The organism is Schaedlerella sp., from assembly GCF_056796775.1.
This window is the reverse complement of sequence record NZ_JBQIKP010000062.1, coordinates 1-23,173: the sequence shown is the minus strand read 5'-3', so window position 1 is coordinate 23,173 and position 23,173 is coordinate 1. Positions and strand designations below refer to the sequence as shown.

Genomic DNA, 23,173 nt, shown 5'->3' with positions numbered 1-23,173 from the left:
GATACTATTCCCTGAGATTCAGAAAACCAAGAAAAAGCTGTTAAAAATGTAATGTTTTTATAGCTTAGAAAAATAAAATTAAATTTATGCGTCAGAGCTGAAAGGAAGGTGTCGTTGCTGGACTTATAGCATGGCGCATGCTATAATGGATGAAAAGCAAGCGGGGAGGGATGAAGCATGAAGGAGAGAAGAAAAGCCTGGATACAGTTGATCACGGGGATTATTTTACTGCTGTGCATGTTTTGTACTCCCGAATTTGCGGTACTGGTATTCATCGGGCTGGTTGTGTTCTATATCGGGAAGAGATTATGGCACGTTCCGATTGGGACGATCAAGAGGAAAAGAAAATAAGATGGAAAAACCACCTGGTTTTGAATCAGGTGGTTTTTTGAACCTGTCTTTATCCGAGATGGAGCTGGGTTTTTAAAGCATCCTGCAATACCTGGGAGAAATTAATATTTCTTTCCAGGGCCGCAGCGTTGAGCCATGCGGGCAATGTTACGGTACGGTTGACGGAACGGTTGACATGAGCCTGGCGGATGGAGGGCATATAGACATCAACCAATACAGCACGCTCATTCGGCTGGATCGCTACCTGAGCCAGAGGGGTGGGAGCAGGGATATCCTCCTTATCCTCCTCCAGGCCGTAAAGGACGCAGCCGAGGAGCTCCCGTGCGGATAAGAGCGCGTCATCATCATTGATACCGCTGGTGGCGCATTTTAAATCAGGAAAATCAACAGCGATTTCCTGTCCGGGTTCGTAAGTGAAAACAGCGGGGTAGAAATAACGTTCTACTTTTTTCATGGAAATAACCTCCTTAAATCTGATTATGCCGGGAGGGAGCCGGAGCTATCTGAATCTTAGCCCCGACTGTTCTTCAATGCGTTTCAGCGTTTTGAGAGGGATGTCTTTGTCGGGATGTTTTACTGTAGTACGTCCCTTTTTGGTTGGATGCTTGTATTGGTGGTGACTTCCTTCCACATTGACTTCATACCAGCCATCCGCTTTTAGCATTTTGATAACTTCCCGTGATGAATAGCTTTTCATTTGTAAGCCCTCCTGATAATAGTATATTAACACATATAAAAATATTTGTCAACGAAAAACAAATATTTTTATATGTGTTGAAAAAGAAAACGGACCACCTGCTTCGGCGGGTGGTTTTTTTCTCCTTCTTGTAACATCTATGCGTCTAATGTATAATAAAATAGCGCTTTGATGGGACAGGAGAAAAATCTTCTACTACGGAAGGAGACGATATACTATGAAGAAGCCAAAACGATTTATTGCTTTTTTACTGATGATGATGTTTTTATTGGGAGGATGTGGAGGTGAGGGTAGAAATTCAGAAACAGATTTGAAAAATGAGGAGACTGATGAAGAAAAGATTAAAGTTACTCAGATGGAAAATACCATTGAAGGTTTTGAAAATGCAAGCATAAACTATGAAAAATATAATTCTTATGCGTCAGAAAACGGATTAGGAGACACTTTGATTTATATTGAGGGGAAAGTTTTAAACCAAACAAGGATGGGAGATAATTCAGAGTTTCCAATGCTAGCATTAGTTGTAGAACAAAAAGATGGAAATAGATGGTGTGCGAGCATAACATCTGATTCTGAAATAGAAGAAATAGCAGATAAAGATGTTAGAATCTTTGGAACCTATATAGGTTTTTCTGATGTGATGAATCTCCCGGCCATTTCTGTTGCTACGGAAGGAGGAAATAAGTATGAAAAGGCAAGGGTGGAAATTAAAGAGGATGATCAATATAAAACTGTGTGGGATTTTTTAGAATATACACAAGGTTATGAAAATCAAAAATCAGATGAAGATATACAAAGTGCAGATATTTCCGACTCTAGCAGTAATGAGTATGGGAGTATGCTCATTGAATATGGTAATATTTTTTTTGAAGAGTTGTCAGTTCTTTCTAATGAGCAAATATCTCAGTTGATTCAAAATGGTGCGAATACAGAGGCGGTTTTGAATGAAATATCTTTAAATTTGACGGAGATTAGTATAGCAGAAACTAAACTGCAAGAATATTATGAAAAATTTGATGAGAATAGAAATGAGCTTCCAATGGGTACACCAATAATGACATTACTTTCACATGCACAATCGGCATTGAGACAGTATGCTATTGCACTAGAACATTTGCGGGATTATTTGGGTAACCCAAAACAAGAGTATATTGACGATTTTGTAAAGTATATGGGAAAGGCAACAGATTCACTAAATTCATTTAATGCATTGTTTTCATCGGAAAAAGAAAAAAATATGATAGAATAAAAAAATACTTGACTTTTGCATACCATTAGTATATAGTTTTGGTATGCAAAAGTGAGGTGATGAAGTGAAAAAGAAGATGGGACGTCCGACAGACAGTCCTAAGGAAATTCAAATTGCTGTGAGGTTTGACGTTGAAACTTTACAAATATTGGATGATTTCTGTGAGCATGAAAAAATTAGCAGAGCAGAAGGTACAAGACGTGCTGTCAGGAGGCTCAAAGAAAGATAAGAGCAATCGCCCACCTACCAAGCAAGCCGATTGCTCCACAAAGAAGTTTCCTTCTGTAAATATTATAATGCAGAATGAAACTTCTTTCAAGAACAAATTTGGAAGGAGAATAATTATGAATGAATTAGTAAGAACAGCAATCACTTCCATGGAAGTAGCGCATATGGTGGACAAGAAACACGCGGATTTATTAAAGGACATTCGTAGATATGTGGGGCAGTTAGCCGAAGGGAAAATTTCCTCGGGCGATTTCTTCACAGAAAACACTTACTTAGATTCCAACAACCAGAGCCGTCCCTGCTTCTTGGTAACAAAGAAAGGCTGTGAGTTCATTGCCCACAAAATGACAGGACAGAAAGGGACAGAATTTACCGCCCGGTACATAAACCGTTTCCATGAGATGGAAAATGAAACAGAAGAATCCAAGCACGACAGAAATCCCGGTCGGAGAGGTTGCCAGTTACCTGAAAGCCCTGGACAGAGTTGCGGTCCGCCAGAACCTTGCCCCGTATAAGATTGCAGAGAATTTTAAGAAAGTATCGGAACAGTTTGGGATACAGCTTACAGCGGACTTTGTGAAAGTGCCAGGATACGAGCAGATGACATTGGATGTTGTGGCTCAGTAGAGGGAGGTAGAGTGGTATGCGTAGAAATTATGATCCAGAGACATTATCCAAATATAAATATCCGAACCTTGTAGCTGAGTTCTTGGAGAGTGGATACCACATATGCACATTATCTGAGCATATGGGGTTAGGCAGACGGAAGGAAAATGATCCGCTTATGAGAGAAAAACTCTTCGGTAGTGATGAAATAACATGTGACGAAGCTGTCGGACTTTCAAAATTATTTAGTTGTAAAGTCGAGTATTTGTTTTCTGATACGTTAGAAAAACTAGGTGATATGCCTGTAGCGTATATCCGGCATTATGAAAGCAATAAACGGATGGAAAGAGATATGGAGCTTTATGAACTTTCTGAAAAAGTGAGGAAAGCATTAAAAGAAAAGCCATATTTGCCAGAACTTATAAAATACGTATTAGAGTTGGATGAACAACAGATAGAACAGATGATAGAAATCTCAAAAAATGTGAAAGCAGCATAAAACAGACACCACTCAGAAATGGGTGGTGTTTTTCAATGGAAAAAGGCAGGTGAGAGATTTGGCGGCGAAAAAGATAGGTGCCCTGATCACGCTGGACGGTGAAAAAGAGTTTAACCAGAATGTCACAAGCTGCAACAAGACATTATCCTCCTTAAAATCAGAAATGGGACTGGTAAAAGCGCAGTGTGAAGGGCAGCAGAACTCCCTGGAATCTCTGACGAAGAAGCATGAGGTCCTGACAAAGATCCTGGAAGAGCAGAAGAAAAAGGAAGAGGAAGTCCGCAAAGGATTAGAGCATGCAAAGCAGAATTATGAAAAGGTAGCTGACGGCCTTTCTGTTCTGAGCAAAGAGCAGGATGTCCATGCGAAGAGGGTAGAGGAGCTTAAGGCAGAATATAAGACCGCCACGGATCGACTGGAAGAGATGACAAAAGCCGGGGACGCCTCAGAGGATGCCATGAAAGCCCAGGAAGAGGCAGTGAACGCCCTTGCCCAGGAACTGAAAAAGGAAGAGACTGCGCTGAAAGAGGTCAATGCCGCTATTTCCAAAGGAGAGCAGAACTATAAGACTGCGGGAAACAAGATCCGGGACTGGGAAACGAAGCTGAACACGGCGGAAGCCCAGACCATCCGCGCATCCGCGGCGCTGAATAAAAATGCGGCGTATATGGATGAAGCCCGTAATTCTACAGATCAATGCGCGTCCTCTATTGATGAGTTCGGAAAGGAAGTCAAGAAAGCGGAGGCAGTGACCATCGACTTCGGAACGGTTGTCAAGACAAATCTGGTCAATTCGATGGTCAATGTGGTAAAGGATACCGCAGTATCAGCCGCCCAGTCCATGCTGAGCATGGAAACAGCACAGAAGCAGTTCCAGGCCAGCACAGGGGCGACCACAGAAGAGATGCGAAGATACAAGTCCGTCATGGATGACCTTCATAAAAATAATTATGGGGAAGATATCAATGACGTGGCCCAGTCCATGGCTCTGGTCAGGCAGTATACCGGGGAGCTGGATGCTTCTAGGATCCGGGACATGACGGAAAATGGGATTGCCATGCGGGACGTGTTCGGGATGGACCTGAGCGAGACGATCCGGGGCGTGGATTCCCTAATGGACAACATGGGTGTGACATCGGAAGAGGCGTTCGACCTGATGGCAAAAGGGGCCCAGAGAGGACTGGACAAGTCCGGGGAGCTGGCCGACAACATTGCGGAGTACGGCTCCCTCTGGTCCCAGGCCGGATTCAGTGCGAAGGAAATGTTCGCCATCCTGGAAAACGGCCTGGATTCCGGAGCCTATAACCTGGATAAGGTCAATGACTTCGTGAAGGAGTTTGGAAACAGCCTGGCTGACGGAAGGATTGAGGAGAACCTGGGAAGTTTTTCCAATCAAACAAAATCCCTGTTCTACCAGTGGAAGTCCGGACAGGCTACAACGAAGGATGTATTCCGTTCCGTGATCAATGACCTGGCAACTGCAACGAACAAGCAGGAGATGCTTACCCTGGCAAGCAATACGTGGAGCGCCCTGGGGGAAGATAACGCGATGAAGGTCATCACATCCCTCAACCAAGTGAACACAACGTTCGATAACGTGAAGGGTACCATGGAGGAGATCAAAGAGGTCAAATATGATACCCTGGAATCCAGGTTCCAGACCCTGGGAAAGAAATTCCAGACCGATGTTGCCGTACCAATCGCGGAGAAAGCCCTTCCGGCCATGGAAGAGGGTCTGGATCTGGTGGTGGAACATATGGATGAACTGATCCCGGTTATGGGAGGCGTGGCAGCAGGAGCAGTGGCTTTCAAGACGGTTTCGGCTGCGGTCACTCTGTATAAGACGACCACAGAAGCTGCTACTGTAGCAGCCGAGAATCTTAATGCTGTAAGTAAGGCAAATCCATGGGTGCTTGCTGCAACGGCTATAGTGGCAGCAGGCACGGCCCTGGCAATTTATACGGATTCAGTCAGTAAGGCATCCGCGGAGGCGAGGCTTCTGGCGGAAGAAAACCAGAAGATCTGTGATTCTGCGAATGAAGTGGCGGCCTCTACGAAGGAACTGATTTCTGATTACGGGAACGCAAGTGCAGAGATGCAGGCCCAGGGGGAATATGCCAGAATCCTGGCCGGAAGAATCGAGGAATTATCCCAGTCGGCTGACGGGAATAACGAAAAGACACAGGTCATGCAGGGGTATATTGCGGAGCTGAATACGCTGGTACCGGAGCTGAACCTGGCATATGATGAACAGTCCAGGAGTCTGAACCTGACCAATGAAGCCATTGAGGAATATCTGAATAACAGCCAGAAACAGATCGAGATGCAGGCCGCCCAGGAATATGCCGTGGAGCTCATCAAAAAGAAAACAGAGCTGGAGATCGAGAGCATCAAGATTGAAAATGAGGCTGCGGATCTGAAAGAGAAGACCAACGCGCTACTGGAAGAGGAAAATGAGCGCGCGGGAGGGGTTGCGAGTACTTACGCCCTGTTAAACGGTTTGAACCGGGATCAGAGGAAGACATATAAGGAACTGACGGAGGCCCAGGAAGAGAACACGGAAGCTCTGGAAACGAACCGGGCTACGAAGGAAGACCTGCAGGCGCAGATTGAGGCGGCTTCCCAGCAGCTGGAACAGTATGGGGTGAAATGGTCGGATGTAACAGCGGCCACGGACGCAAACACGGAATCCACCAATACCAATGCGGCGGCCCAGACTGCGGCCGCGGATGTCAACAGCGCGGCGGTGCAGAATATCACGGAGACTTACCTGGGGATGCAGGAGACTGTTTCCGAGGTCCTTGCAAGCCAGATGAACATGTTTGAAGAGTTCAATGCTGGGACCGAGATTTCCAGCGAAAAGCTGCTTGCAAATATGCAGAGCCAGATTGAGGGAGTCACGAACTGGGCGGATAATATGGCCGTCCTGGCAGAGCGCGGAGTCAACCAGGGAATCCTGGATAAACTGGCGGAGATGGGGCCACAGGGTTCTTCGTATGTGCAGGCGTTCGCAGGCATGACGGATGAACAGCTGAAACAGGCCAATGAGATGTGGTCGCAGTCCCTCGACATGAAGGATGCTGTAAATGAAAGCGTACAGGGCATGATCGAGGAGTACACAAATTCCCTGAACGGAGGAAAAGAGCAGGTCTCCGCGGCGATGGAATCGATCGGTGTGGATGTCAGTACCGGGCTTGGAAACGGGATTCGTTCCGCAATGGATCAGGGGAAGATTGCGGTGGATGAAATGGGGCAGACAGTGATCCTGCAGGCGCGGGCAACATTTGACAGCCATTCCCCTTCCAAAGTATTTGAAGGGATCGGGCAGGATGTGGTTTCCGGGCTTGCGGAAGGGATCGGTGGAAGCCAGGAGCAGGCAACAACAGCGATCCAGGCACTGGCGGATCAGATGATCGATTCCACAAAGCAGGTATTGAATGCGTCAGATTTTAGCGGGATTGGAAGGGAAGTTGGCTCTGGACTGCAGAACGGGATCCAGTCACAGAAAAACGCGGTGGTCAGTACAATTTCTTCCGTGGGAAGGAGCGTAAGGGATAAGGCAAAGGAGGAACTGCGTGAAGATAAATTCAAAACAATTGGAAGCGCAGTCTCGAAGGGGTTGGCATCTGGAATCAAGGGCGGACAGTCATCTGTCAGGAGTGCGGCAAATTCCGTCACGCAGGCAGTCATCAGTGAAGGCAGGAAGCTGGGAACCAATACGCTGTACTCTGCGGGATATAATGTGTCAATCGGACTTGCAAACGGGATCAGCGCAGGACGCTCTGCAGTGATCAATTCCGTGGCATCAGTTTGCGCATCGGCGGTAGCGGAAGCAAGGTCGAGGCTGCGTATCAATTCCCCGTCTAAAGTATTTGCGGAAATCGGAAGCTATACGGCGGAAGGTTTCGGGGTCGGATATGAAGAAAAGATGGGAGAGGTGAACCGGGTCATCCGGGACAGCATGGATTATTCCGGATATATGGGCTCTGTGGGAACGGCAGGATCCGGGGCAGCAGGAACATCCGGAGGGGCAGACATCATACAGATGCTGCAGCAGTACCTTCCCTACCTGGCAAATGTAGGGAATGGGGAGGTTTACCTGTATCCCAGCCGGAGGACATTCCGGAAAGAAATCTCTGAGATCGCGAATGAAGGGATCGGAATGAGAAATGTAATGGAAAGGATGCGGTAGGATGTATGTGAAAGGCGCAGTGATCAATGGGAAGCGTTTGTGGGAGGACTGGGGGCTGCGGATTGAAGACTGCGACATAGGCCCTCCGGAGGTCAACGACACTTTTGTAGATGTGCCGGGAGGAAAAACACTGGATTTTTCCGAGGCCAACGGTCCCATCAGCTATAAGAAGAGGGAAATCCACCTGGAGTTGGGAGCCATTAAGGAAAAGAACGCATGGCGCACCTTCCTTTCCAGTTTCATGAATGCGTACCATGGAAAGAAAGTGGAAATCACATTTGACGATGACCTGGCATTCTACTATATTGGCCGTGCTTATATCAAGGCAGATGTAGAGAGGACGGCAAGGATCGGAAAATTTGAGATGGAAATCGTTGCAGAGCCGTACAAATACGAACTGCAGGATTCACAGGAGCCCTGGAAATGGGATCTTTTTAATTTATGCACAGGCGTGATCCGGTATCTGGGAGAAGTGGAGATCTCCCAGGTTAAAACGCAGATCATCATACCCAAGGGGGATATGCTTACGGTACCGGTCTTTGAAGTATCAAGGGCTGACAGACTGAAAGTGCTGTATGGTTCGAAGGCGTATGAACTCCGGAACGGAAGAAACAGATATCCGCAGATCAAGGTGGGAGGAGTATCGGAGGTGCGGCTGGAATTTCAGGGAACGGGCCTGGTCAAGGTGAGATACAGGGGAGGGAGTTTGTAATGTATGAGGCATATATGGACGGGAAAGCGCTGTATTATCCAGGGGATGAGGAAGCTGTGATCATAGAGCCGCAATTGGAACTTGCGTTGAATGATGCGGGTTCGTTTGAGTTCCTGCTGCCTTCCGGAAATCCGGAATATGAAAATATCCAGAATCGGAAGAGTATGATCCAGGTACTGAAAGATGAAGAGGAGATCTTTTACGGAGAGGTCAGGAGATGTGGAAAGGATCAGGATAATATCAAAGATTGCCTTGTGATCGGCGAGCTGGCCTTCCTCCACGACAGCATCCAGCCCCAGGCGGAGTACCACGACCTGACCACCCGGCAGATGTTGGAAACCTGGCTGAACATCCACAACAGCCAGGTCGAGGAGCGGAAGCGCTTCTATGTGGGGATCGTGACGATCCATGACACCAACGACAGCCTGTACCGGTACACGAACCGGGAATCCACACTGGACGCAATCCGGGAGAAACTGGTGGACCGGCTGGGGGGATATCTCCGGATCCGGAAAGAAGGCGGTGTACGGTATCTTGACTGGATCACCCTTCCAGAGTATGGAAAATACTGTGAGCAGCCCATTGAGTTCGGCACGAACCTGCTGGACTACGCGGAGAACTGCAGCGCAGAGGATCTGGCAACGGCGGTGATCCCACTGGGGGCCCGATTGGAAGAGAGTCCCATTGAAGGCCTGGAGGCTTATACGGACATTACATCGGTCAACGGCGGCGTGGATTACTTATACATCCCGGAAGCTGTAGAGCGTTACGGCTGGGTGAAGAAGGTGGTCACCTGGGATGACGTGACGGTTCCGGCGAACTTGAAAAAGAAGGGGGAGGAGTGGCTCAAAGACAACCAGTATGAGAGCCTGGTGCTGGAGCTCACCGCTCTGGATCTGTCTGACCTGGACAGTGATTATGAAGCGTTCGCCCTGGGAGATACGGTCCATGCATCCGCCTGGCCCTACGGGATGGACAGAACCTTCCCGGTACAGGAGATGACCATATACCTGCAGGAGCCGGATAGGAACAGGCTGACACTTGGTACGACTGTCCGGAAGAATTATACTACGCAGATGAAGGATTCGAATAAAAAGGTCAGTACCGAACTGGATAACGTCCGCCAGACCACATCCTGGATGCAGTCTGCCATCGACAACGCCACGGCCATGATGACCGGCTCCAAAGGCGGCTATAAAATATCGGAATACGATGAGGACGGCCGCTGGCTCCGGGACCTGTACATGAACGCTCCGAATAAAGAGGATGCTTCCCTGGTGATGCAGATCAACATGAATGGTATCGGATTTTCCAGGGAGGGGTTCGAAGGGCCATACAAGAACGCATGGACGATAGACGGTGTATTCCTAGGAGAGTTCATCAAGGCCGGATCTGTTACCGCGGAGAAGCTGTCTGCGGAATATAAATCAGGGGTCACTGAGGAGATCACGGCGAAGTTTGATGTGGCTGCCGGAAGGATTGAGGCGGAGGTCACCCGGGCCAAGGGTGTGGAGGCGGAGCTGAGCGCGTCCCTGAAAGTGACTGCTGATTCGGTGCAGACCAAGGTCTCAAAGGGGGAATTTGGTTCTTATGCGCAGCAGTATTATGACAAGGTGATCTACGGGTTTAACCAGAGCAGCAAATACGTGCAGATCAATCCCGGGGAGATCGCTATATACGATAACGGCGTATCGGACAGCAAAAAGCGGGCTGCCTTTAACCACAACGGGAGCCATTTTTACCGGGATGGATATCATGTGGGAAAGATCGGGACGAACCAGATGCAGTCAGACGCTTCCAAGAAGGGGCTTGTCTTCGACCTGGAAAATGAGGCGGCGTACATGTCCTGGTCCGCGGCAATGAGTGCCAACGCGAATACGTATTCCCAGAAATGGACGTATACGTTGAAGAGTGTTGGAGGGCAGGCGGCGGATACGCTGAACGCGGGATGTGATGTCGATATGCATGGGTATACCCTGAAAAATGTGGATCTGGAAAGCGTGAGGGTGGGGAATACCAGGACTTGGAAGGGGGAAATCCCGATCATAACGGACATCCGGGATAATGGGGATGGTACCATAGGATGGTCTTACAGCACCATAACGGTAAAAGACGGTTCTGTTATGGCGGCACCGAGGGCGTGATAACAGCGGCGGGAGCATGCCTGCGGGACAATGCTTGACAGAGGGAGGTGATGAAATGTCAAATACGGCCAGGACGGATGAAGATATCAATAAAGAAAACAGGATAGCCTGGGGCGAAGGATCCCGAACAGGAGCGCGGGAGGCGGCGGTATACGTTTTCCAGGAATGTGAAAGGGAGGTCCGGGACGCCAGGGACAATGAGCAAATCGAAGGGAGGATGAAACCTTATGGAAAATAAGCGGAATAAAGAAAGCGATATCAACTGCGGCAGTATCAGTGCGGAAAAACTGCGGGCAGAGTATGAGAGGAAACCGCAGCCAGTGAAGCCGGTGACGGTAAGGCTGGATGATTTTAAGAAAAACCTGAACCGGGTGGTGGCTGACTCAGAGCTGCCGCCTTTTCTTTTGGAATTGGTTCTTGGGGAAATGCTCTCGGCCATGAGCAGGGTTGCTGAAGCGGAGCGTGAACAGGACAGGGAAGCCTGGGAGAAAGCATGTGCGGAGCTGAAATACGAGCAGAACAAGGGATCCGGCGGGAAGGATTGCAAGGACGGTGAGGCAAATGGCTGACATCAGCAAGGAAATACGGGATCTTCAGGATGCGGTATACGGGGAAGAGGTCAGGGGAAGTTTTATCTCCCTGGCCGAGAAAGTGAATACTGAATCTACCGCGGCCAAAGAGGCGGCGGTCAACATGGCGGAAATGGCGGCGGAGGCAGTGCTGAACGCCAACACGGCAGCCGACAGGGCGGACGCTGCAGTTACCAAAGCGCAGAAAACGGCAGCGGATATCCAGGAAGCGGCAGAGAGAGGGGATTTTTCCGCAACGATAGCGGTGGAAAGTGTGGTCACCGCGGATGCCGGGGGTCAGGCGTCCGTAGAGAATATCGGGACAGAGAAGGACGCCAGGTTCCGTTTTAAGATCCCGAAGGGAGATAAAGGCGACAAGGGGGAGGATGGAACTTCCGTCAATATCAAGGACAGGCTGGATTCAGAGCAGGATTTACCTGAAAATGGGAATAAAGGGGATGCTTATATCATCCAAGGGGATATCTATGTCTGGGACGGGGCGCAGTGGAATAACATCGGAATGATCCAAGGGCCCAAAGGCGACCCGGCCACAATCCGGATCGGGGAAGTAACTGGCGGGGAAGCCGCTTCGGTGGAGAATGTAGGGACGGAAACGGATGCGGTTCTGAACTTCATTATCCCCAAGGGGAGGGATGGAACATCTGTCGGCTTAGGGGAGCCGGAAATCTCAGTGGATACCGGGACCGGGGAACCTTATGCCGAGGTCACGGTCAGCGGCCCGGATGATGCGAAGGTATTCCGCTTTGAATTTCATAACCTGAAAGGGGAGCCGGGGGCGGAAGGGGCAATTGATGAAAATGCGGTGGTCAAATTTACCGCCGCCGCGGAATTGGGGAATATCCAGAGCGGGGAAACTCTGGCGGTCATCCTGGGAAAGCTGGAAAAACTTATCTCAGAGATGAAGGATATTGCTTTTTCCGGAAAATATTCCGACCTTACAGGCGCCCCGGAGGATGTGGGCGATCTGACCAACAATGCAGGATACGTCACTACAGATACCTGGAAAGCGAATACGGCAGACAGTGAGGGCTATGTGGCATCCGGAAAAGGCCAGGCGGACAAGGTCTGGGGTACGGACGGAGAAGGGAATCCGGGCTGGGTGGACCGGGTGAAGGCGGAAGACCTGAAAAACGATTTTGTCAGTAAATCCGGCGATACGGTGACGGGAACCCTGAAAGCGCAGACCTTGGTGATCGGGACGGCGCCGTCAACAGAAATCGGCGCGATATGGATTGGATAAAAGGAGGAGCGGATCATGTTTGATGTAGATTATATTATTCCCTGTTATGGGAGTCCGGATATCATACGGCCGGGATTGCGGAGCCTGGCGAACCAGTGGCACAGTGAGTTTCTTCATGTGATCCTAGTGGATGACTGTTCCCCGAATACAGACTGCGGCTACCAGGACCTGGTTGATGAATTTCGGCCATATCTGGATATCCGGTGTATCAGGACACCTGAAAATATGGGACAGGGATTAGCCAGGCAGTGGGGGATCGACCATTCCGACCACGAATATTTTATGTTCCAAGATGAAGATGACATGCTGGCCAACGCCCTGGCGTTTTCCATTTTTATCGGGGCTGTGGAGGATAATATTTACCAGAAGGAGGAGGACACAGGCGGGGAAGGGAATATCTATATCCTGGATGAGGAAGGAAAGCCGGTCATTGACAGAACAAAAAAGTCGGTGGCGGTCGTGTCCGGCCCGCTGTTTGAATTTGACGACCATCATACCCGGGTGATCGAGGCGGGCAACCGGATCTGGGTCAATGCCAAGCTGTACAACAGGAAGTTCCTGGAAAAGCACAATATCCGGTTTAATGAGGCCCAGAGCCGGCATGCGGAGGATTATTATTTCATGAACTGTTTCTTCTACTGCCTGGATCATGATCCGGATTATATGGGGGTTCTCCTGGACGATCACCAGCTGACCTACCTGTGGTATCCTAACGAGGGAAGCCAGAGCCGGAAGGACCCGCACTATGGTTTTATGCTGTCAGGATATACGATGAACGGTTCGGTGAATATCCTGGAGTTTATGAAGGACACGAAACGGCATCAGATCGAGTGGAATGAGGAACGGGAAGCCAAGTACCGGCACACGGTCCTGAATATGACGGTCTATTCGTATTTCACGTTCCTGTCGTTTATCCGGCGCGTAGCATCCACGGATTATGTCCCGGCGCTGGTGCTGGACTGGTATATGCTGCGGGATTCCTGCAACATGCTCCGGGAGAAATGCAGGGAATACTATGATTCTTATACATATACGGAGAAGATCGACGAGTATTATACGGTCCGGCATTTTTCGGATGTGCAGTTCACAGAGCCGTGGGTGGATCTGGATACGTATATTGTGGATGGCTGCGAAGAACTGGGATGGGATTATGGGGAGCTGCTGCGGTGTAAGGAGACGTACAGGTTCAATGAGTGGGGGCTGTTGGTATGAGTGGTCTGGCAGTCAGGAATAAAAATGGGGAGCTGCTGCAGTATACAGGAACCCAGTTTGAAGGATTAGAAAATACAGGCACGCATCATCTGTGCGTACGGACAGGGGCTGGGACGGATGATGTGGTAAAGTACGGGCTGACGTCCGCGCCTCTGAATGATAAGTATAAGGCGCTCAAGATGCGGATACCGGACAACGCGGGAGGGAGGGAAGCGTATATTGCGCAGAGGTATTCAACCAGTGTTTCTGCTTCGGCATCGAAAACGTATACCACATCCAGGGCGAGTAATTATGTGTCGTCTACTACTTTGAGGACGGCGAGTAGTTCGAGGCTGAGTACGGGGAATGCTACCAGGGTGAGTACGCATGCACCGATTTATTATGGTTCATCCCCTATAATTTTTACAACGACATCATCAGACAAATTCAATGGGTCGAGGCGGGTAGGTGTGAAAGGGCGCTTACTTACCAATTCATCCGGTACATCTATATATACTAGCGTCCTTGCTTATGCGAATATAAAGGTTACAAGTTATGACACTTTGTGGGAGGATGGTACTGCATCCGTGACCGTTACTAGAGGCGCATATTCCGTAACAAGAACCCAGACATCCAGGGTGAGTAATTATGTGACATCTACGACCTTAAGGACGGCAAGCAGCAGTAAACTCAGCACCGGGAACGCAACGAGGAGCTCTGCGTACAATACCAGCAGCAGTGTGTCAACCACAAGCTCAAAGCTGACCCATAACGCAAACCTATGATCTTCCGGCCAGGCTTCATCAGGCTATCGGCAGGCGGCCAGATGCCGGGGGAGAACGGGAGATAAAGCAAAGCCCCACAGGCAGGGTCTTATTTTTATGGAGCCTTTTAGAAAAAAGTACATCAAGAACAGGAGGACATTATGAAGATTCGTGCAGAACCGTCAAGTCTTGATCAGATATCTATTTAATGTGATTTCAAGGAAAGGGGAGAATGTATATGAACGTGAACTACAAATTTATTTTCGCTGCGGCTTTCGGTTTTTTATCCTCACTGCTGGGGGTGTTAGCAATACCGGTCCTGCTGGTAGTGCTGTGTAACATCATTGACTATGCCACCGGTCTGATGGCGTCCCCGTACCGCTTACAGGATATCAATTCCTATAAAAGCATCCGGGGGATCTGGAAAAAGGTGTGTATGTGGCTGCTGATCGTAGTGGGAGCCATCATCGACCAGACGCTATTGTACGCTTCGGACACAGTAGGAATCCGGATGCCGTTCACCTTTTTTGTGGCCTGCATCGTGGCGCTGTGGATTATCTGCAATGAGATCATCAGCATCCTGGAGAATGTGAAGGACATGGGAGTAAAGATCCCCGGCTTCCTGGAACCGCTGGTCAGGAACATCAAATCCCAGGTAGAAGACATGGGCGAACAGCAGAAAGATAATATAGAAAAGAAACACAGAGAGGGCGAATGACCGTCCTCTCTTTTTGCGCCGGCGCAAAAGTCCGGCAGGAAGGAGAAATGTATGCCAAAACTATTTTACATTGCGGGACACGGTGCCGGGGATCCCGGAGCATCTGGAAACAGATATCAGGAAGCGGAAAGGGTCCGGGCACTTGGAAACAGATTAAAAGCAATCGGCGGAGACAACGTGATCCTCGGGGATTTTAGCAGGAACTATTATGCTGACAATGGGATCAGTACGATGAACATACCAAAGGATTACCTGATCCTTGAAGCGCACATGGACGCGGGGCCGCCATCTGCCAGGGGCGGGCATGTTATCATTAACGCAGGATTCACGGCGGACAAATATGATTCCGCACTTGCGGCTATGCTTTCCAGGATCCTTCCAGGCCGTTCCAGTATGATTGTTGGAAGAAATGACCTTGCAAATCCGAGCAGAGCAGCCGCACGTGGGTATAATTACCGTCTGGTAGAATTTGGATTTATTACAAACGCAGAGGATGTCCGGATATTTAATTCCAGGATGGATGATATTGCATGCGGAATCCTGGATGCGTTTGGAATCGGAAAATTGGAGATAAGATCAGAGGAGGAAGAAGACATGAGAGAGATCGTTCAGGCGAAAAATGGAAAAGGTCAGTATTATTTTGACGGATATACGTTACATCCGTTTGCATCAGGAGCAGAGAAGGACGTTATTATGAACATGTACAAGCGACATACAGGAAAGAATCTAAAAACACATGTTTATTCGGATGCCGACTTTGAAAAGCTGATCAAGGTGCTGGCCCGCACTGCAAAATAGGCTCCGCAGCCGGACAGTGACTGAATGGGAAGGTGCGCCGGTATCGGCGGCCGCCCGGCAGGGCGTGCAGGTTCGAATCCTGTCTGTCTGGCGGAGTTTACTGAGGAGAAACAGAAGGCAACATGTCCTTATTTGCATACTGGATTAAAAACACCCACGGCCCGGAATTAAAGTTTATTCAGGGCCGTGGATTTTGTCGCTAATTTGTCACTAACGTATTTGAAGTTTCTTCATATTTTTATGAAGTAAAAAGAGGTTATCAATGTTTCGAAAACCCAGTGTTTGCAAGGGATCGTGGTAAAAACTGCATGACGCTTATAACTGCGTAAAAAAATAAAACTTTATGTGGCGGACAAGTTCAACCTGCAGGCGGAGCCGGATTTTAAAAAGCAGTTTCCGGAGCAGCTGTCCCGTCTGAACATGGAATACATCGACTTCTATCTGATCCATGGGATCCAGGACGCGTGGATGGACCAATTTCTGGAAAGCGGCGCGCTCCGGTATTTTGATGAATTAAAAAAGCAGGGCAAGATCAAGAACCTGGGCTTTTCTTTTCATGCGTCGCCGGCATCGCTGCGGAAACTGCTGAAAATATATCCCTGGGATTTTGTACAGATCCAGCTCAATTACCTGGACTGGTACTATGGAGACGCAAAGGAACTTTATGAGATTCTGGAGGAGGCAGAGATTCCGGCCATGATCATGGAACCGGTCCGTGGAGGGAAGCTGGCAAGCCTGACACCGGAAGCAGAAGCCATTTTCAAAGAAGCGGATCCGGAAGCTTCCATTGCTTCCTGGGCGCTGCGGTTTGTGATGAGCCGTCCCCAGGCGCAGGTCGTATTGAGCGGAATGTCCAATCTGGAACAGGTGGAGGACAATCTGCATACATTTTCAGAGACAGCATTTTTGACGGAGGAAGAGGAAGCGCTGGTAAAAAAAGCAACAGATGAATTTCGATCCAAGGTCGGGGTGGGCTGTACGGCCTGTCATTACTGTACACCGAACTGCCCTGTCGGAATCGATATCCCGAAGGTCCTTTCCCTTTACAATGACGTGAAGCTGGTAAATGAGGAATGGAGGGCTACCTTTGCGGATGCCATGCCGGAAGGAAAGCGCCCGGAGGACTGCGTCGAGTGCGGCGCCTGCACGGGACACTGCCCCCAGAGTCTGGATGTGCCCGCGATCATGAAGGAGATGGCGGAGATCCGGAAGAAATTCCAGAAGGAACAGTAGATGATGCCGTGATATTGAGCGGAATGTCCAATCTGGAACAGGTGGAGGACAATCTGCATACATTTCAGAGACAGCATTCCTATGATAAGTTCCTTCTGCAGAGAAAACATATCTAAATACTCTTGATACGCATGCTGATTCCACTCAGAATATGAGGGCGCAATCAATGAGGTTATCTCCTGAATCGTAAAACGGATATCTTTTATATTAGATTATACATATAAGTATGATAGCGAAAGCATATTATTTCCGAAATAGGAGATGGTGTGCTTTTTGTATACCCAAGTACACCCCTTATGAAACGGCTGGATGGCCATAATGGGGAGCCCTTGGGTATGACATGAAATATATATAGTAAAAAACTATGGTTATGAATAAACAATAGGTATTTGCTATTTCTTTAAGAGACAACTATAATTAGATACAGAAAAGGAATAACAGTTTTTCAAAAAACGAGGAGTGATGTCATGAAGAAAAATGAGCTTGCTATATTATGCATGGCTCCTGCAGTGGGAGTCATACTGCCAGGGTGTAAGGATCAGAGTGTTTCGCCCGGCGGCAGGGGAGATACTTTGAGTATTCAGAGGAGTTTTTGCAGGCAGTTTAGGACAATCCGCTTTTGGAGGGCTGGGGGAACAAGATTGTGCAGAGCAGCGACGGGGAATGAAAATGGATAACAGAAGGATTGGATTGGAGAACATAGTCTCCTACGGATCAAAAGAAGCAGTCATTCAAAATCTGAGAGATGCGGGATGCAGTCAGGATATGATTGAATGCTGCATGACCTCTCTGGACTGCGGGGAAAAAACAGAACTTTTAAAGCAGTTGGAACATCACAGAAAGAGTCTTCTTCACAAAGTACATGAAGAGGAAAAACGCATTGACTGTCTGGATTATCTGGTATATCAGATCAGCCGATGCCGATGACAGGAATCAGAACAAGAGTAACCTTATGAAACGGCCGAATGGCCATAATGGGATGCCCTTGGGTAAACTTTATGAAACGGAGGAAATCAGACAATGAAAGTAATTGAAAACCAGACTTTTGACATGGAACGCGCGCTTTACGGATGTAATGGGATTGCAGTAAGGAACTGCTCTTTTGACGGGCCGGCAGACGGCGAGAGCGCTTTTAAAGAGGGAGAACAGATTGAGGTATCGGACTGCTTTTTCAATCTCCGTTACCCCTTCTGGCATGACCGGGGGCTGACCATCACGGATTCGGAAATGACCCAAGGCTGCAGAGCCGCGCTGTGGTATTGTGACCAGGTGGAGATTGCAGATACGAAGCTGCACGGGATCAAAGCGCTTCGGGAATGCAGCAATGTCCTCATCCGGAACTGCGATATCATTTCACCGGAATTTGGCTGGTCTGTGCGGGGAATCCGTATGGAAGACACCACGGCGGTGAGTGAGTATTTTATGATGCGCTCGGAGGATCTGACATTCAGAGGCGTTCATTTTACAGGAAAATATTCCTTCCAGTATATCAAAAACGCTGTCTTTGAAAACTGTGTGTTCGATACAAAGGACGCGTTCTGGCACGGAGAAAATATCACCGTCAGGGACAGCGTGGTCAAAGGTGAATATCTGGCATGGTATTCCAACGGGCTGACCCTGATCAACTGCAGGATCGTCGGAACCCAGCCTTTGTGCTACTGTAAAAATTTAAAACTGGTTGACTGTGAAATGGTCGGCACGGATCTTGCTTTTGAAAAATCCGAAGTGGAAGCGGTCCTTACAACAAAAGTGGACAGTATCAAAAATCCCAGATCCGGACGGATCTACGCACCGGAGCTGGGTGAGCTTATCATGGACGATGAAGAGGCAAAAGGCCAGGTGCTTATTGCCGGACGGGAAAAGAATGATTGTAAAATGTGCAGTTGTGCCTGATAAGAAGCCGAAGGAAAACAAAAAGGAAAACAAAATGGAGGCCGCGTCTGGGCAAGACGTGGCCTGTAACAGTTACTGTTCACACGGTGTCGTGCACTCGCTGCACGGCATCCGGCCAATTCAGTGATGGGGCGGGCATCCAGCCCCTCGCCGGCAGGCGACTTTTCAATGGGCTGGATGCCGTTACTGTGAGCACCCGGCCAGGGTGTGAACAGTAACCTGTAACAATTTTTGTTGGTGTGATCCCGGAATATGTATAGCGGAAGCTTCCTGAATATGCTAATATATTGTGTAAAGTGCTGCAGAGCACTCTCGGAAACTCCCTTGCACCCATCTTTGCGGCTGATTTTCCGCCAGAAGCACCCAAATTTAATCAACGTACGTTCCACGTACGCCTCATAAATTTGTGCACTTCTGACAAAAAATCATCTCACAAATCTGGGCACAAAGAGTTTCCGAGAGTACTCCTGCATGTGAATGGAGGAATGAGATGATAAGGATAGCGGTTGTGGAGGACGATGAACTTTATATTTCCCAGCTTTTAAAGCACCTGGAAGATTACCAGAGGGAGGAAAAGGAAGAATTTAGTATCCAGGTTTACCGGGACGGGGACGGGATCACGGCAAATTATAAGGCGCAGTACGACATCATCCTGATGGACATCCAGATGAAATTTGTGGACGGGATGACGGCGGCGGAGGAGATCCGCAGGGTGGATTCCCAGGTGGTGATCATGTTTATCACCAATATGCCCCAGTATGCGATCCGGGGCTATGAGGTGGGCGCGCTGGATTATATTTTAAAGCCGGTTTCCTATTTCGCATTTTCCCAGAAGCTCAAGCGCGCGATATCCAGATTGAAGCGGGGAGAAAAGAAGTTTGTGGTCGTTCCCATAAAAGGCGGAGTTCAGCGGGTGGAGGTATCGGACATTTATTATATCGAAAGCGAAGGCCACAATCTGGTCTACCATACCCGGGAAGGGAATTTTATTTCCGCCGGGACGATGAAGAGCGCGGAAAGCGCCCTCGCGGATATGCATTTTTCGCGGGGCAACAAGGGATACCTGATCAATTTGGAGCATGTGGAAGGGGTTCGGGACAAGTGCGCAGTGGTAAAGGGAGAGAGCCTGCTGCTGAGCAGACCCAGGATGAATGCGTTTATGCAGGACCTGACCAAATACTGGAGTGAGGTGAAGTAGAGATGGGTGATTGGGCGGCAGGGCAGATCCTTCCGGATATCCCGCGGTTTTATACGGCTCTGGCAGAATGGCTGTCCTGCCTTCTGTGTATGCGGGAGCTGGTCCGGCGCTATTCCGGATGGAAATTCTGGGGGATCGCGGGAGCTGCATTTTTGGTACAATCCGTGTTTCTGGTCCTGACCGGAGGGCTGGACGGGCCGGTCTGGCTGATGTGCATGGCGGCGGCCGTATTTCTGATGTTTTGTTTTCTGCGGATCAGCTGCGGGAGCAGCAGTCTGGATGTGGGGTATGTCTGTGTCAAGGCATTTGTCCTTGCGGAGTTTATGGCTTCCCTGGAATGGCAGCTCCACTGCTTTTTCTTTTATGGAATGGGATATGAAAGCGGCTGGACGGGGCTGTTGCTCCTGCTGGCAGTTTACGGAGGAACCTGCCTTGTGACGCGTGGGATTTCCAGCCGTTATATCTCCGGGACAGAACGGATGGATACGACCGGGAGAGAGTTGCTGTTTGCCGCTGTCATCGGTCTTTCCGTATTTTTGATGAGCAATATCGGGTTTGTCTATTCCCAGACTCCGTTCAGCGGGAAATATGCCTCAGATATTTTTAATGTGCGGACTCTGATCGACCTGGGAGGTCTGGCGATCCTGGTGGCCTACCACATCCAGCGGCTGCATCTGCGGGCCCAGCATGATCTGGAGAGTATGGAGATGATCCTGCACAACCAGTACACCCAGTACCAGCAGTCCCAGGAAACGCTGGATCTGATCAATTACAAATATCATGATCTGAAACACCATATCATCGCCCTTCGGGCAGAGGAAAATAAGGAAAAGCGGAATGCCTATCTGGATAAGATGGAGGATGAGATCCGGAATTATGAGGCGCAGAATAAAACGGGAAATCAGGTCCTTGACACGCTTCTGACTGCCAAGAGCCTGTACTGCATGCGGGAAAAGATCGCGCTGACCTATGTGGTGGACGGCGCAAGACTGGATTTCATGGATGTGATGGACATCTGCTCGATTTTCGGAAATGCCCTGGACAATGCCATTGAATGTGAGAAGAAAATTCCGGAGACGGAAAAACGGATGATTCATGTGTCCATGTTCGTACAGCAGACATTTTTGATCATACGGTTTGAAAATTACTGCGAAGGGGAGCTGGACTTCGAGCAGAATCTGCCGGTGACCACGAAGAAACAGGCGGAATTTCATGGATATGGGCTGAAGAGCCTGAGACATACGGTGCATAAGTATGGCGGTGAAGTGGATATTGATGTGGAGGACCAATGGTTCAGATTGAAGATATTGATTCCGCTGTGAGCGTTAAGCGGCGAAAGAACAGCCTGTCCGGTTTGATATTTATTGTTCTTGCTTATCATCAAAAAGATAAGCAAGAATTTTTTTGTTACTATTCACAGTCATTTCACTCACATGCGCAAAAACAGCCAGCAAAGCTGTCCGCCGATGCTGCGCATCTTGACTTTTTGCTTATGTGTGTGAAGTGACTGATTCCAGTCAGATAAAAATTGTCAGTCAGTTTCTCACAAGATGCGCTTGACGAATCTGACTGACAGTTTTTATCTGACTGTGAATAGTAGCATTTTTTTATATTAAATACTCAAACTTCCCACACCGGTTGGTGTGCTGAATCTTGAAAAATCAATACTTTAGTCCATAAAAAAGGCACAAACCTGCACTTGGTGGTATAATTGAATTACGAATAACAATCACACAGCAAGGAGATTTATGCCATGTCAAGTATACCACAAAATGCCGAAAACGGGAATGAGATTTCTAACTCTGTCACAAATTTTATGAACCAGTTCCAAATCGGGAAACTTCTTTTCAAATGTAATGCTGGAAAAGCAAAAGGGATTCCGGTAATCGAAGTGTTCCGATACCTGTTCTGTCTCATTTTCTCGGATCGAAGCATGTATATGCAGCGGAAAACGGACATATTTGATGGTTCATTCTGCAAAAACACCGTTTATCGCTTTCTCAATAATGCGAAGATTAACTGGTCTCGGTTCACAACCTTGCTTTCAAGCCGGATTATTAACGATTTCATGAAGCCGCTTACGAATGAGAGCCGCAAAGATGTCTTCATTATTGATGACAGCCTGTTTGACCGTTCCCGCTCAAAGAAAACGGAACTTCTGGCGAAAGTCTTTGACCACTGTTCTATGAAGTACAAGAGTGGTTACCGTATGTTGACACTTGGATGGTCCGATGGGAACTCCTTTGTTCCGATCAACCATCGCCTTTTGTCGGCAGCCGATGATAAAAATCTGCTCTGCAAAGCCGCAGACTTCGATGGACGTTCTCTTGCCGGAAAAAGACGGAAAGAATCCAGACGAAAAGCAACAGAAGTCTTGATTGACCTGATCAAAGCCGCACAACTATCTGGAGTTTCTGCAAAATATGTGCTGTTCGACAGTTGGTTTTCATCACCGAAGACCATTACTGCATTAAGAATAGACTGCGGATTAGACACAATCGCAATGGTTAAGAAAAGCAGTAAGATCAAATATGGCTATCAGGGTGGCAGATACAACATCAAAGAAATCTATAAACAGTGCAAAAAACGCAGAGGTCGCTCCAAGTACCTGCTTTCTGTTGATGTAACCGTTGGTGATGAGGCAATTCCGGCAAAAATCGTCTGTGTCCGGAATAAAAGCAAGAAAAAAGACTGGCTTGCCATCATCAGCACGGACACGGCTATCTCAGCGGAAGAAATCATCCGTATTTATGGGAAACGCTGGGATAAAATGCCGATATTTTTTTAATGCCGATATTTTTAGATATATGCTGTAGTAATGCGTCCTCACTACAGCATATATCGGCATTAATTATTTAAGTCCAGCCAAT

Annotated in this window: 23 protein-coding genes, 1 tRNA gene and 1 pseudogene; 23 read left to right on the top strand and 2 right to left on the bottom strand. The window is 48.4% G+C overall.

Going from position 1 to position 23,173, the window contains the following annotated elements:
- Positions 1 to 177: 177 nt before the first annotated feature.
- On the top strand, positions 178 to 351 hold the full coding sequence (locus tag ACTOY7_RS19280; RefSeq protein ID WP_004075961.1) for a hypothetical protein: 174 nt from the start codon (positions 178 to 180) through the stop codon (positions 349 to 351).
- Positions 352 to 400: 49 nt separating this feature from the next.
- Here the strand turns inward: ACTOY7_RS19280 and ACTOY7_RS19275 are convergent, their stop codons facing one another.
- The gene (locus ACTOY7_RS19275) at positions 401 to 805 is read right to left on the bottom strand and encodes a type II toxin-antitoxin system HicB family antitoxin (protein ID WP_482671770.1); all 405 of its coding nucleotides are present in this window, start codon (positions 803 to 805) and stop codon (positions 401 to 403) included.
- A 45-nt stretch (positions 806 to 850) separates the two neighbouring features.
- Positions 851 to 1,048 carry a type II toxin-antitoxin system HicA family toxin gene (locus ACTOY7_RS19270; protein ID WP_016296575.1) on the bottom strand — a complete coding sequence of 66 codons (198 nt, stop codon included), beginning with the start codon at positions 1,046 to 1,048 and terminating at the stop codon, positions 851 to 853.
- A 217-nt stretch (positions 1,049 to 1,265) separates the two neighbouring features.
- On the opposite strand from ACTOY7_RS19270, the gene ACTOY7_RS19265 reads away from it, so the two are divergent.
- From ACTOY7_RS19265 to ACTOY7_RS19160, 22 genes and pseudogenes are all read left to right on the top strand, one after another.
- A complete protein-coding gene (locus ACTOY7_RS19265) occupies positions 1,266 to 2,297 on the top strand; it encodes a hypothetical protein (protein WP_482671771.1) in 1,032 nt (343 codons plus the stop codon).
- Between the two features lie 64 nt (positions 2,298 to 2,361).
- Complete coding sequence (locus tag ACTOY7_RS19260; protein WP_482671772.1) at positions 2,362 to 2,526, top strand: hypothetical protein; 165 nt, start codon at positions 2,362 to 2,364, stop codon at positions 2,524 to 2,526.
- Positions 2,450 to 3,040, top strand: coding sequence for a Rha family transcriptional regulator (locus tag ACTOY7_RS19255; protein WP_482672578.1), 591 nt, complete (start codon positions 2,450 to 2,452; stop codon positions 3,038 to 3,040). The genes ACTOY7_RS19260 and ACTOY7_RS19255 overlap by 77 nt, the downstream gene beginning before the upstream one ends.
- Positions 2,934 to 3,152: a hypothetical protein gene (locus ACTOY7_RS19250; protein WP_482671777.1), complete on the top strand. Its 219-nt coding sequence runs from the start codon at positions 2,934 to 2,936 to the stop codon at positions 3,150 to 3,152. Before ACTOY7_RS19255 ends, ACTOY7_RS19250 begins: the two co-directional genes overlap by 107 nt.
- A gap of 16 nt (positions 3,153 to 3,168) precedes the next feature.
- Positions 3,169 to 3,630, top strand: coding sequence for a hypothetical protein (locus tag ACTOY7_RS19245; protein ID WP_482671773.1), 462 nt, complete (start codon positions 3,169 to 3,171; stop codon positions 3,628 to 3,630).
- Positions 3,631 to 3,688: 58 nt separating this feature from the next.
- Positions 3,689 to 7,822, top strand: a complete 4,134-nt coding sequence (locus tag ACTOY7_RS19240; protein WP_482672577.1) for a phage tail tape measure protein — start codon at positions 3,689 to 3,691, stop codon at positions 7,820 to 7,822.
- A 1-nt stretch (position 7,823) separates the two neighbouring features.
- Positions 7,824 to 8,534 (top strand): hypothetical protein, encoded by a 711-nt coding sequence (locus ACTOY7_RS19235; protein WP_482671775.1) that lies wholly within the window; start codon positions 7,824 to 7,826, stop codon positions 8,532 to 8,534.
- Positions 8,534 to 10,678 (top strand): phage tail protein, encoded by a 2,145-nt coding sequence (locus ACTOY7_RS19230; protein ID WP_482672758.1) that lies wholly within the window; start codon positions 8,534 to 8,536, stop codon positions 10,676 to 10,678. Before ACTOY7_RS19235 ends, ACTOY7_RS19230 begins: the two co-directional genes overlap by 1 nt.
- A 55-nt stretch (positions 10,679 to 10,733) precedes the next feature.
- Positions 10,734 to 10,916 (top strand): hypothetical protein, encoded by a 183-nt coding sequence (locus tag ACTOY7_RS19225; RefSeq protein ID WP_482672757.1) that lies wholly within the window; start codon positions 10,734 to 10,736, stop codon positions 10,914 to 10,916.
- Entirely contained in the window at positions 10,906 to 11,247 is a 342-nt protein-coding gene (locus tag ACTOY7_RS19220) for a hypothetical protein (RefSeq protein WP_482672756.1), read from the top strand. The genes ACTOY7_RS19225 and ACTOY7_RS19220 overlap by 11 nt, the downstream gene beginning before the upstream one ends.
- Complete coding sequence (locus ACTOY7_RS19215; RefSeq protein WP_482672755.1) at positions 11,240 to 12,508, top strand: hypothetical protein; 1,269 nt, start codon at positions 11,240 to 11,242, stop codon at positions 12,506 to 12,508. Before ACTOY7_RS19220 ends, ACTOY7_RS19215 begins: the two co-directional genes overlap by 8 nt.
- A 15-nt stretch (positions 12,509 to 12,523) precedes the next feature.
- A complete protein-coding gene (locus ACTOY7_RS19210) occupies positions 12,524 to 13,720 on the top strand; it encodes a glycosyltransferase family 2 protein (protein WP_482672754.1) in 1,197 nt (398 codons plus the stop codon).
- 981 nt (positions 13,721 to 14,701) lie between these two features.
- Complete coding sequence (locus tag ACTOY7_RS19205) at positions 14,702 to 15,181, top strand: phage holin family protein (RefSeq protein WP_482671908.1); 480 nt, start codon at positions 14,702 to 14,704, stop codon at positions 15,179 to 15,181.
- Between the two features lie 51 nt (positions 15,182 to 15,232).
- Positions 15,233 to 15,979 (top strand): N-acetylmuramoyl-L-alanine amidase, encoded by a 747-nt coding sequence (locus ACTOY7_RS19200; RefSeq protein WP_482671907.1) that lies wholly within the window; start codon positions 15,233 to 15,235, stop codon positions 15,977 to 15,979.
- A gap of 10 nt (positions 15,980 to 15,989) precedes the next feature.
- Positions 15,990 to 16,070 (top strand) — tRNA-OTHER (locus ACTOY7_RS19195).
- 254 nt (positions 16,071 to 16,324) lie between these two features.
- The gene (locus tag ACTOY7_RS19190) at positions 16,325 to 17,212 is read left to right on the top strand and encodes an aldo/keto reductase (RefSeq protein ID WP_300886488.1); all 888 of its coding nucleotides are present in this window, start codon (positions 16,325 to 16,327) and stop codon (positions 17,210 to 17,212) included.
- Positions 17,213 to 17,902: 690 nt separating this feature from the next.
- The gene (locus ACTOY7_RS19185) at positions 17,903 to 18,139 is read left to right on the top strand and encodes a hypothetical protein (RefSeq protein WP_330690785.1); all 237 of its coding nucleotides are present in this window, start codon (positions 17,903 to 17,905) and stop codon (positions 18,137 to 18,139) included.
- A 93-nt stretch (positions 18,140 to 18,232) separates the two neighbouring features.
- The gene (locus tag ACTOY7_RS19180) at positions 18,233 to 19,105 is read left to right on the top strand and encodes a DUF3737 family protein (RefSeq protein WP_300886486.1); all 873 of its coding nucleotides are present in this window, start codon (positions 18,233 to 18,235) and stop codon (positions 19,103 to 19,105) included.
- Between the two features lie 490 nt (positions 19,106 to 19,595).
- Positions 19,596 to 20,303: a LytR/AlgR family response regulator transcription factor gene (locus ACTOY7_RS19175; RefSeq protein ID WP_004069308.1), complete on the top strand. Its 708-nt coding sequence runs from the start codon at positions 19,596 to 19,598 to the stop codon at positions 20,301 to 20,303.
- A gap of 2 nt (positions 20,304 to 20,305) precedes the next feature.
- Entirely contained in the window at positions 20,306 to 21,625 is a 1,320-nt protein-coding gene (locus tag ACTOY7_RS19170) for a GHKL domain-containing protein (protein ID WP_482671957.1), read from the top strand.
- A complete protein-coding gene (locus ACTOY7_RS19165) occupies positions 21,592 to 21,810 on the top strand; it encodes a hypothetical protein (RefSeq protein ID WP_004069305.1) in 219 nt (72 codons plus the stop codon). Before ACTOY7_RS19170 ends, ACTOY7_RS19165 begins: the two co-directional genes overlap by 34 nt.
- Positions 21,811 to 22,056: 246 nt before the next feature.
- Positions 22,057 to 23,088: pseudogene (locus ACTOY7_RS19160) on the top strand (IS4 family transposase); the annotation flags it as partial.
- Positions 23,089 to 23,173 lie beyond the last annotated feature (85 nt).

Excerpts from the sequence above, each read along its gene's own strand:
- ACTOY7_RS19255 (WP_482672578.1), top strand. The coding sequence starts at position 2,450 with ATGATTTCTGTGAGCATGAAAAAATTAGCAGAGCAGAAGGTACAAGAC.
- ACTOY7_RS19225 (WP_482672757.1), top strand. The coding sequence starts at position 10,734 with ATGTCAAATACGGCCAGGACGGATGAAGATATCAATAAAGAAAACAGG.
- ACTOY7_RS19220 (WP_482672756.1), top strand. The coding sequence starts at position 10,906 with ATGGAAAATAAGCGGAATAAAGAAAGCGATATCAACTGCGGCAGTATC.
- ACTOY7_RS19180 (WP_300886486.1), top strand. The coding sequence starts at position 18,233 with ATGAAAGTAATTGAAAACCAGACTTTTGACATGGAACGCGCGCTTTAC.
- ACTOY7_RS19205 (WP_482671908.1), top strand. The coding sequence starts at position 14,702 with ATGAACGTGAACTACAAATTTATTTTCGCTGCGGCTTTCGGTTTTTTA.
- ACTOY7_RS19280 (WP_004075961.1), top strand. The coding sequence starts at position 178 with ATGAAGGAGAGAAGAAAAGCCTGGATACAGTTGATCACGGGGATTATT.
- ACTOY7_RS19275 (WP_482671770.1), bottom strand. The coding sequence starts at position 805 with ATGAAAAAAGTAGAACGTTATTTCTACCCCGCTGTTTTCACTTACGAA.
- ACTOY7_RS19165 (WP_004069305.1), top strand. The coding sequence starts at position 21,592 with ATGGTTCAGATTGAAGATATTGATTCCGCTGTGAGCGTTAAGCGGCGA.
- ACTOY7_RS19170 (WP_482671957.1), top strand. The coding sequence starts at position 20,306 with ATGGGTGATTGGGCGGCAGGGCAGATCCTTCCGGATATCCCGCGGTTT.
- ACTOY7_RS19215 (WP_482672755.1), top strand. The coding sequence starts at position 11,240 with ATGGCTGACATCAGCAAGGAAATACGGGATCTTCAGGATGCGGTATAC.
- ACTOY7_RS19245 (WP_482671773.1), top strand. The coding sequence starts at position 3,169 with ATGCGTAGAAATTATGATCCAGAGACATTATCCAAATATAAATATCCG.
- ACTOY7_RS19230 (WP_482672758.1), top strand. The coding sequence starts at position 8,534 with ATGTATGAGGCATATATGGACGGGAAAGCGCTGTATTATCCAGGGGAT.
- ACTOY7_RS19210 (WP_482672754.1), top strand. The coding sequence starts at position 12,524 with ATGTTTGATGTAGATTATATTATTCCCTGTTATGGGAGTCCGGATATC.
- ACTOY7_RS19265 (WP_482671771.1), top strand. The coding sequence starts at position 1,266 with ATGAAGAAGCCAAAACGATTTATTGCTTTTTTACTGATGATGATGTTT.
- ACTOY7_RS19250 (WP_482671777.1), top strand. The coding sequence starts at position 2,934 with ATGAAACAGAAGAATCCAAGCACGACAGAAATCCCGGTCGGAGAGGTT.
- ACTOY7_RS19175 (WP_004069308.1), top strand. The coding sequence starts at position 19,596 with ATGATAAGGATAGCGGTTGTGGAGGACGATGAACTTTATATTTCCCAG.
- ACTOY7_RS19200 (WP_482671907.1), top strand. The coding sequence starts at position 15,233 with ATGCCAAAACTATTTTACATTGCGGGACACGGTGCCGGGGATCCCGGA.
- ACTOY7_RS19270 (WP_016296575.1), bottom strand. The coding sequence starts at position 1,048 with ATGAAAAGCTATTCATCACGGGAAGTTATCAAAATGCTAAAAGCGGAT.
- ACTOY7_RS19235 (WP_482671775.1), top strand. The coding sequence starts at position 7,824 with ATGTATGTGAAAGGCGCAGTGATCAATGGGAAGCGTTTGTGGGAGGAC.